At 60.9% G+C, this 8,924-nt stretch carries 8 protein-coding genes; 4 read left to right on the plus strand and 4 right to left on the minus strand.

Going from position 1 to position 8,924, the window contains the following annotated elements:
- Positions 1–136: 136 nt before the first annotated feature.
- Positions 137–1,159: a threonine ammonia-lyase, biosynthetic gene (gene ilvA, locus HX792_RS23790; protein WP_176998386.1), complete on the minus strand. Its 1,023-nt coding sequence runs from the start codon at positions 1,157–1,159 to the stop codon at positions 137–139.
- A gap of 274 nt (positions 1,160–1,433) precedes the next feature.
- On the opposite strand from ilvA, the gene HX792_RS23795 reads away from it, so the two are divergent.
- On the plus strand, positions 1,434–1,634 hold the full coding sequence (locus HX792_RS23795; protein ID WP_003190946.1) for a ParD-like family protein: 201 nt from the start codon (positions 1,434–1,436) through the stop codon (positions 1,632–1,634).
- Positions 1,634–2,389 carry a type I methionyl aminopeptidase gene (gene map / locus HX792_RS23800; protein ID WP_176998387.1) on the plus strand — a complete coding sequence of 252 codons (756 nt, stop codon included), beginning with the start codon at positions 1,634–1,636 and terminating at the stop codon, positions 2,387–2,389. Before HX792_RS23795 ends, map begins: the two co-directional genes overlap by 1 nt.
- Before the next feature lie 122 nt (positions 2,390–2,511).
- Here the strand turns inward: map and HX792_RS23805 are convergent, their stop codons facing one another.
- Positions 2,512–3,450: a magnesium transporter CorA family protein gene (locus tag HX792_RS23805; protein ID WP_176998388.1), complete on the minus strand. Its 939-nt coding sequence runs from the start codon at positions 3,448–3,450 to the stop codon at positions 2,512–2,514.
- 6 nt (positions 3,451–3,456) lie between these two features.
- Entirely contained in the window at positions 3,457–5,043 is a 1,587-nt protein-coding gene (locus HX792_RS23810) for a RimK family protein (RefSeq protein ID WP_218172780.1), read from the minus strand.
- 94 nt (positions 5,044–5,137) lie between these two features.
- Between HX792_RS23810 and HX792_RS23815 the strand changes: the two genes are divergently transcribed.
- On the plus strand, positions 5,138–6,238 hold the full coding sequence (locus HX792_RS23815; protein WP_176998389.1) for a GNAT family N-acetyltransferase/peptidase C39 family protein: 1,101 nt from the start codon (positions 5,138–5,140) through the stop codon (positions 6,236–6,238).
- On the opposite strand, the gene sfnG is transcribed toward HX792_RS23815, so the two are convergent.
- A complete protein-coding gene (sfnG, locus tag HX792_RS23820; RefSeq protein ID WP_176998390.1) occupies positions 6,222–7,307 on the minus strand; it encodes a dimethylsulfone monooxygenase SfnG in 1,086 nt (361 codons plus the stop codon). The two genes, HX792_RS23815 and sfnG, sit on opposite strands and share 17 nt — an antisense overlap.
- 267 nt (positions 7,308–7,574) lie before the next feature.
- Between sfnG and HX792_RS23825 the strand changes: the two genes are divergently transcribed.
- Positions 7,575–8,813 (plus strand): acyl-CoA dehydrogenase family protein, encoded by a 1,239-nt coding sequence (locus HX792_RS23825; protein ID WP_176998391.1) that lies wholly within the window; start codon positions 7,575–7,577, stop codon positions 8,811–8,813.
- The last annotated feature ends 111 nt before the right edge of the window (positions 8,814–8,924 follow it).

The following is an 8,924-nucleotide window of genomic DNA, read 5'->3' on the forward strand; positions in this document are numbered from 1 at the left end:
TCGGCAAAATCCCCTCTCGTTGTAACCTTTCCTCATAAGTGACGAGGATTGTTATATATCCCGGAAAGGTTTTTACATTCAGTCATCAAACTCTCGGCGAAAGGCAGGGATTAAACGTTTAATCCCGGACTTCCGGTTAAACAGCCGTTTGCGCCGCCACTCTTTCAGCAACATGTCGCAAACTATCGAAATTGATATTGGCGCCTGAATTGATCGCCACCAGGGTTTGGCCACGCGTACCGGTTCGCTCGACGTAACGACGAATGCCTGCCACGGCGAGTGCGCCTGAGGGTTCGGTGATCGAGCGGGTATCGTCGTAGATCAGCTTGATGGCGCTGCACAACTCGTCGTTGCTCACGGTGATCACTTCATCCACCCAGTCGCGGCAGATTTCATACCCATAGGCACCGACCTGCGCCACGGCGGTGCCATCGGCAAACCCGTCGACACTGGGCAACACCACCCGCTCACCGGCACGCAAGGCCGCCAACAGGCAGCTGGAGCCTTCGGTCTCGACGCCGATGATGCGCACCTGGGGCCGCAGGTATTTGACGTAGGCGGCAACGCCGGCGATCAAGCCCCCGCCGCCGACCGGTACGAAGATCGCATCCAGCGCACCCTGTTGCTGGCGCAGCACTTCCATGGCCACTGTGCCCTGGCCCGCGATCACGTCCGGGTCATCGAACGGCGACACAAAGGTGCAACCCGAAGTCTTGGCCAATTGCAGCGCATGGGCCAGCGCGAAGGGAAAGCTCTCCCCATGCAGCACCGCCTCGGCACCTCGGGAGCGCACACCCAGCACCTTCAGTTGCGGCGTGCTGCAGGGCATGACGATGCGTGCCTTGATCCCCAGCTCCAGCGCGGCCAGTGCCACACCTTGGGCGTGGTTGCCCGCCGACGCGGTGACCACGCCCCGGGCCCTTTGCTCGGCCGTGAGCTGCACCAACTTGTTGTAGGCGCCGCGAATCTTGAAGGAAAAGGTCGGCTGCAGGTCCTCACGCTTGAGCAACACCTGATTGCCCAACAACGCCGACAGCGCCGGGGCTGCCTGCAAGGGCGTGCGCACTGCCAAGTCATAGACCGGTGCGGCGAGGATCTTTTTCACGTAGTGCTCAAGCAGTTCCGGGTTGGCGGTGTGGGGAACGGGGCACGTGCTCATCGGTGTCTCCTGGCGCTTTGTTTGAAGGCCCTGGAGACGGAAAAACAAAACCCGCCTCTAGGGCGGGTTGGGGTGCAGCCGTGTGCTATCCCGCCAAATGAGGAATGGCGGTAATAATCATCAGCGGGCTACGCAAGGTTTGTAATGTCATGCAACGAAATTAACCGGCGCCTGGCGGGCAAGTCAATGGCCTGCTGCCATTTAGCCGCTGGGGGTTTACGACGAACATACGAAACATATACGCTTTGTATATCAACCCTGCACAGTGAAGACCATGGGCATCGTCAAGATCACCGACCAACTGCACGAACAGCTTCGCCTGGCCAGCGCCGCCATGGACCGCTCCATCAACGCCCAGGCCGAGTTCTGGATCAAGATCGGCCTGCTCGCCGAACTCAACCCCCACCTGCCCTACAACGAGTTGATCAACAAACTGTTGCTGGACAAGCCCGACCTGATCCGGGGGCGCAGTTGATGATCAAGACCGCCCCACAATTGGCCGTAATGCGTGAATCCGGCCGCCTGCTGGCCCAGGTGTTCAGCATGCTCGACGGGTTTGTCTGTGCCGGCCGCTCCACCCTGGAGCTGGACGCCGCCGTCGAGGCCTTCATCCGCAACGACCTGAAAGCCCGCCCCGCCAGCCTCGGCCAATACGACTACCCATTTAGCATCAACACCTCGATCAACGAGGTGGTTTGCCATGGCATGCCCAGCGCCAAGGACATCCTCAAGGACGGCGACATCATCAACATCGACATCACCCTGGAAAAAGGCGGGTTTATCGCCGATTCCAGCAAGATGTACATGATCGGCAACGTGGCGCCCAAGGCGCGGCGCCTGGTGGAAATGACCTTCGAGGCGATGTGGGCCGGCATTCGCCAGGTCAAGCCCGGGGCGCGGCTGGGTGATATCGGCCATGCGATCCAGAGCCACGCACAGGCCAACGGCTACAGCGTGGTGCGTGATTACTGCGGCCATGGCATCGGCCGGCAGATGCATGAAGAGCCGCAAGTGCTGCACTTCGGTCGCCCTGGCACCGGGCTGGAACTGCGCGAAGGCATGGTGTTCACCATCGAGCCCATGCTCAACCAGGGTGGCGCCAAGGTGCGCAGCCTCAAGGATGGCTGGACGGTGGTGACCCGGGACAACAGCCTGTCGGCACAGTGGGAACACACTGTGGCGGTGACGGCGGATGGTTTCGAGGTGCTGACCTTGCAACCCACCCCCTAACGACATAACCCTGTAGGAGCCGGCTTGCCGGCGATGGCATCACTGCGGTACTCCTGAAACACCGCGGCGTCCGCATCGCAGGCAAGCCAGCTCCCACAGAGTCAGGGGACAGGGGACAGAGGTCACACGACGTTGGCGCCGCCGGCGATTCGCTTGAGCCCCAACACCATCAACCCCGCCCCCAGCCCCATCGCCGCCAGGAACAGCGGGTACGAAATCCACCACGGCGTACCCGCCGTCATCATGCTGAATTCCGACATGCCGCCCACGCTGGCGATCAGGTTGAGCGGCAGGAACACCACGTTGATCAACGTCAGCTTGCGCAACAGGTTGTTCATGCTGTTGTTCATCAGGTTGCCGCGTGCGTCGATCAGCCCAGAGAACACGTTGGAGTAGATCTCTGCCTGTTTGTAGCACTGGTGGTTTTCGATGATCAGGTCGTCGATCAGGCCCAGGGTCTGGGCGCTGAAGTGTTCCTTCTCGGCGTGATTGCGCAGCCGCGTCAGCACGGCGCCGTTGCTGTGCAGGGCGTTGATGTAATAGATCAGGCTCTCGCTGAGGCTGAACATCTGCATCAGGTGATGGTTGCTCATGGAGGCGTTGAACTGTTGCTGCAACTCCCGTGCAACCAGCTTGATCACCTTGAGGTGGCCCAGGTAGTGGTGGATGTTGTTGAGCAGCAAGTCGAGCAGCACGTCCAGTGGCGCGTGCAAGGGGTGGCGCTTGCCCAAGCCGGTCAGCGGGGTTTCATCGGGGGCAATCACCAGCAGCCGGTCCGGTGAAAACAGCAAGCCGCAGGACGACACTTCAAACACCAGGCTGCCACCGCCGGAGTAGTTTTCCGGGCGTTTCCAGATCAGGAACAGGTTGTCGGGGTGGAACTCGATTCGCGAGACTTCGTCCGGGTCGAGTGCCGAGGCCAGTGCGTGTTCATCCAGCTTGTAATGGTCACGCAGCCTGTCTCGCTCGGCCGGGTCAGGGTTGTTGAACAACAGGATGGGGGCCTCGTCACTGTCCCCGCTGCGCAGCGTGCCATCGATCAGGTCAAAGCGCTGGATCATCGCCGGCTACCAGACCTGGCCTTGGCGCTTGAGCTCCAGGCGCCGCACAAACTCCTCCAGCACCAGGGCATACAGGTCGTCCTGCAAATAGGCATCTTCGATGCCGGCGTCCATATTGGGGTTGTCGTTGACCTCGATCACCACCACCTTGTCACCGGATTGCTTGAGGTCCACGCCATACAGGCCGTCACCGATCAGGTTGGCGGTCTTCACAGCCAGTTCGACCACGGCCTTCGGCGCCTCGTGGACCGCAAGGGTGCGGCATTCGCCGTTGATGTCCTGGCCGATGGCCTTGTGGTTGTAGATCTGCCAATGGCCCTTGGACATGAAGTACTGGCAGGCAAAGATCGGCTTGCGATTGAGCACGCCGATGCGCCAGTCATACTCGGTGTAGAAAAACTCCTGGGCCAGCAACAGCACCGAATGTTCGAACAGCTCGGCGGTAGCCTTGAGCAGGGCCTCCTGGCTCTCCACCTTGATCACACCCCGGGAAAAACAACCGTCGGGGATCTTCAGCACCAAGGGGAAGCCCAGGCGTTCGCCGACCCGTTCGAAGTCTTCCGGTCGTTCCTTGTAGAGAATCTCGGTGGCGGGCATGCCCAGTTGATGGCTGTTAAGCAGGTCGGTGAGGTAGACCTTGTTGGTGCAGCGCAGGATCGACGCCGGGTCATCCATCACCACCAGGCCTTCGCTCTCGGCCTTCTTGGCGAAGCGGTAGGTGTGGTTGTCGACGCTGGTGGTCTCACGGATCAGCAAGGCGTCGTATTCGGCGAGGCGTGCGTAGTCCTTGCGTTCAATCAGCTCCACGTCGATACCCAGGCCTTTGCCGACCCGTACGAAGTTTTCCAGGGCACGGGCGTTGGACGGGGGCAGTTGCTCCTGGGGGTCGTGAAGAATGGCCAGGTCATAACGGGCCAATCGGCGTGAACGGGGTTGGCGCCAGATCTTGCGGCTGAAGTTGTCGAGGGCGTGGGCGAACTGATCTTCCTGATCATCACGCAACTTGTGCAGCACGCCGGACTTGACCCCTTCGATATGCCAGCCGTTGTTCTTTCTGAATTCAACTAAGAGGATCGGGCACGGGAAGGTTTCAAATAACTGGCGGGCCAGATCCTGCAACGGTTCTATATTGGTGCGGCCGAAGTAAAGGGTCAGGGTAAACCCTTCGGTATTGCTGTAAAGGTGATGACTCAAGGCTTTATCGAGGGTTTTATCCAGGTCATCCAGCGCCAGGCCATACAGTGATTTTTTGGTCAGTTCACTGATGGTGCGCACCGACGGAATTACTTTGTGCCCCCGCGCTTCAGCCAGCAGCGAGCAGTAGTAACCGTGCCCCAGGTACTTGTAGCTGCGGCACAGGTTGATCACCTGCACGCGCTTGCCGCTCTCGTTTTCCCGCGTCTGTTCCAGGTATTCCTGGGCGGTGACGATGTCTTCGCTGGGGAAGTAGGAGGCCCAATCTTCCTTGCGTTCGACAATGATCACAACTTGACTGGCCCCTTTGGGTGGTGCGGAAAAATAACCTTTGTTAGTTATTGTCGCCGCGAGGGTTTGCTCGGATACTTCACGCCAATGACCTTGTACCGCCGACATAATATTTGATCCGCTTTAGAGAACTCGACCTTTTCTATTAAGCACGATCTTTTAGAGAAGTCCCGTTTCGTTACGCAACTTTTACGGCGGTTATATGGCTCTTTCCTTTCGCGTTGCAACACCGGCCGATGTGCCTGAATTGGTGGCCTTGGAACAGCATTGTTTCACCACCGACCGGCTCTCGCCGCGCAGTTTCCAGTGGATGGTCAGCCGCGCCCACGGGCAGTTGCTGGTGGCGGAAAATGACGAGCAGTTGCTCGGCTACGCCCTGGTGCTGTTCCATCGCGGCACCTCATTGGCGCGCCTGTACTCCATCGCCATTGCCGAACACGCGCGCGGCATAGGCCTGGGCAAGCAATTGCTGGCCCGCATCGAGGCCTGCGCCGTCGAGCACGACTGTGCCTACCTGCGCCTGGAAGTGCGCACCGACAACCCCGGCGCCCTCGCCCTCTACGAACGCAATGGCTACCGGCGCTTCGCCCTGATCAACGATTACTACGAAGACCACACCGCCGCCCTGCGCCTGGAAAAACGCATCCTGCAGCATCACACCGCACGCCCGCAGAGCGTGCCGTATTACCAACAGACCACCGACTTCACCTGCGGCGCCGCCTGCCTGCTGATGGCCATGGGCGCGTTGGTGCCTGGGCGTGTGGCGCAACGGCGCGAAGAGCTGCAAATCTGGCGCGAAGCGACCACCGTGTTCATGACCGCCGGCCATGGCGGTTGCAGCCCTCAGGGGTTGGCGCTGGCCGCCTGGCGTCGGGGGTTTCGCGTGCGGATGCAGGTGAATGTACGTGGGCCGTTGTTTCTCGATGGCGTGCGCGACCCGCACAAGAAGGACGTGATGCGTGTGGTGCACGAGGCGTTCGAGGAAGAACTGGCAGGCAGCGACGTCGAACAGGTGCTCGGCGGCGCCCTGGACTTGCCACGGGTGCTGCAGGCAGGCGGGCAACCGCTGGTGTTGATCAGCAGCTACCGCCTTACGCGCTCCAAGTCGCCGCACTGGGTGATGGTTACTGACTGCGACGACGAGTTTGTCTACCTACACGACCCGGATGTGGACCACAGCCAGCACCGCCAGCCCCTGGACTGCCAGCACCTGCCGGTCAGCCATGGGGAGTTCGAGCGCATGTGCCGGTTTGGCAATAACAAGTTGCGCGCGGCGGTGGTGCTGTTTATGCCACCTGCTTGATCGCGGCCTTGGCTTCCAGCTCGCGCACCAGCGGCAACACGCGCTTGCCGAAGTACTCGACTTCTTCCTGGAAGTGCAGGAAGCCGGCGAGCACCAGGTCCACACCGACCGCCTTGAGCGCGACGATGCGCTCGGCAATCTGTTGCGGGGTGCCGATCAGGTTGGTCTTGAAGCCGTCGTTGTACTGCACCAGGTCTTCAAAGCTGGACTTGGCCCAGTTGCCCTCGCCTTCGGGCGACGCCTTGCCCGCTTGCTTCGCCGCATCGCCAAATGCATTCACGGCTTCCGGGTCGGCTTTTTCGATGATTTCGGCGAGCACGGCGCGGGCTTCTTCCTCGGTATCCCGGGCGATGACAAACGCGTTCACACCGACTTTGACCGAATGATTATTCGCGGCCGCCTTGGCGCGGATATCGTCGACCTGGGCCTTGATGCCTTCCGGGGTGTTGCCGTTGGTGAAATACCAGTCCGACACCCGCGCCGCCATGTCCCGCGCGGCCCGTGAGCTGCCGCCCTGGAACACTTCGGGCTGGCCCAGTGGCTTGGGCTTGAGGGTGTAGTTGTTGAAGCGGTAGAAGTCGCCCTTGAAAGTGAAGTCGTCCTGGCTCCAGATGCCCTTGAGGGCACGGATGAACTCTTCGGAACGGCGATAACGCTCATCGTGTTCCAGCCAATGTTCGCCGATGGCCTGGAACTCGCCCTTGAACCAGCCGCTGACGATGTTCACCGCAATGCGGCCGTTGGTGAGCTGGTCGATGGTCGCCAATTGCTTGGCCGCCAACGCCGGTTGCCACGGGCCGGGCAGGATCGCTGCAATGACTTTGAGCTTGGTAGTCGCTGCCAGCAACGCATGGCTGAACGCCACGGACTCGTGCTGGTTCTCGGCACCGTAGCCGGCGGTAAAGCGAATTTGCGTCAGGCCATATTCAAAGCCGGCCTCTTCGGCCAACTGCGCCAGTTTGCGGTTGTAGTCGATGCCCCAATGGGTGCGCTGTTCGATCTTGCTCACCACCAGCCCACCGCTGACGTTGGGCACCCAATAGGCAAATTTCACGGCTTGCTGACTCATCGGACCTTACCTCGCACACAGGGATGTAGGAGGGTCAGAGCAGCAAGCGTGCCAGCCACCGGCAAAGGCCCGGCGTAAGGGCGCTGCCTTAAGAAACCGGGCAGTGACGGACTGTATCGCGGGTGTCAGGGATCGCACTGCTTTGTCGTTCCACTGTTGCTGGAGCAACAGTCAGCCAAGGTTGTAGCCCGTAAATACGGGCTGGAACACCCGGCACGGACTGTGCAATCGCCCTGGTACTTGAACACTGCCAAGGAGCTGCCTCCCATGACCGAGCAACACGTGATCAACCCGCTGTCCATCGGCGTCGACTACCCCGCACTGGCCGCACGCTTTCGGCCGATCTTCCAGCGCATCGCCGACGGCGCGGTTGAGCGTGAGCAAACCCGCACCCTGCCCTACGAACCCATCCGGTGGCTCAAGGAAGCCGGCTTTGGCGCGGTGCGGGTGCCGGTGGAATATGGCGGTGGCGGCGCGTCCCTGCCGCAGTTGTTCGAACTGCTGATCGAGTTGGCCGCTGCCGACTCCAACGTGCCCCAGGCCCTGCGCGGGCACTTTGCGTTTGCCGAGGACCGACTGAACGCGCCACCCGGTGCCGGACGCGACCTGTGGTTCAAGCGTTTTGTCGACGGCGATATCGTCGGCTGCGCCTGGACGGAAATCGGTGATGTCGCGATTGGCGATGTGGTGACCCAGGTCAGCCCGGACGGCGATCAGTGGAAGCTCAACGGTGAGAAGTTCTACAGCACCGGCAGCCTGTTTTCGGACTGGATCGATGTGTACGCCCAGCGCAGCGACACCGGCGCCTCGGTGATTGCCGCCACCCGCACGCGCCAGCCGGGTGTGGTGCAGAGCGATGATTGGGACGGGTTTGGCCAGCGCACCACGGGCAGTGGCACTACGCGATTTACCGACGCGGTGGTCGAGGGCGACAACGTTATCGATTTTGCTACCCGGTTCAAGTATCAGACGGCCTTCTACCAACTGGTGCTGCTGGCAAGCCTGGCGGGGATTGGGCGGGCGGCGCTTAACGATGTGGCCCGGCAGGTGCGCAGCCGTAAACGTATCTATAGCCATGGCAATGCGGCGCATGTGAGTCAGGATGCGCAGGTTCTGCAAGTGGTGGGTGAGGTGGCGGCTTTGGTGTATGCGGCTGAGGCCAGCGCGTTGAAGGCGGCTGTTCCGGCGCAGCGGGCTTACTTGTCGCGGTTTTCGGGGGATGCGGAGTTGGAGCGGGAGGCCAATGTGGTGGCGGAGATTGAGTCGGCGACGGCGCAGGTGGTGGTGTCGCAGTTGGTGCAGCGGGCGACCACTGAGTTGTTCAATGCGCTGGGGGCTTCGGATGTGCGCCAGGGGAAAGCGCTGGACCGGCATTGGCGGAATGCGCGGACGGTGTCGTCGCATAATCCGGTGATTTACAAGGCGCGGATTGTGGGGGATTGGGTGGTGAATGGGAGTGAGCCGCCGTTTGTTTGGCAGATTGGGAATGGGGTGGGTCGGGGGTGAGGTTTGATTGGGGGCTTATCCGTTATTGGGGTGATGGCTGAGTATGGTTTCGCCCTTACGGCGACTCACTTTGGAAAAGCCCCAAAGTAAGCAAAGGGCTCTTGCCCCAAC

The organism is Pseudomonas sp. B6002 (assembly GCF_013385985.1).
Classification (GTDB): domain Bacteria; phylum Pseudomonadota; class Gammaproteobacteria; order Pseudomonadales; family Pseudomonadaceae; genus Aquipseudomonas.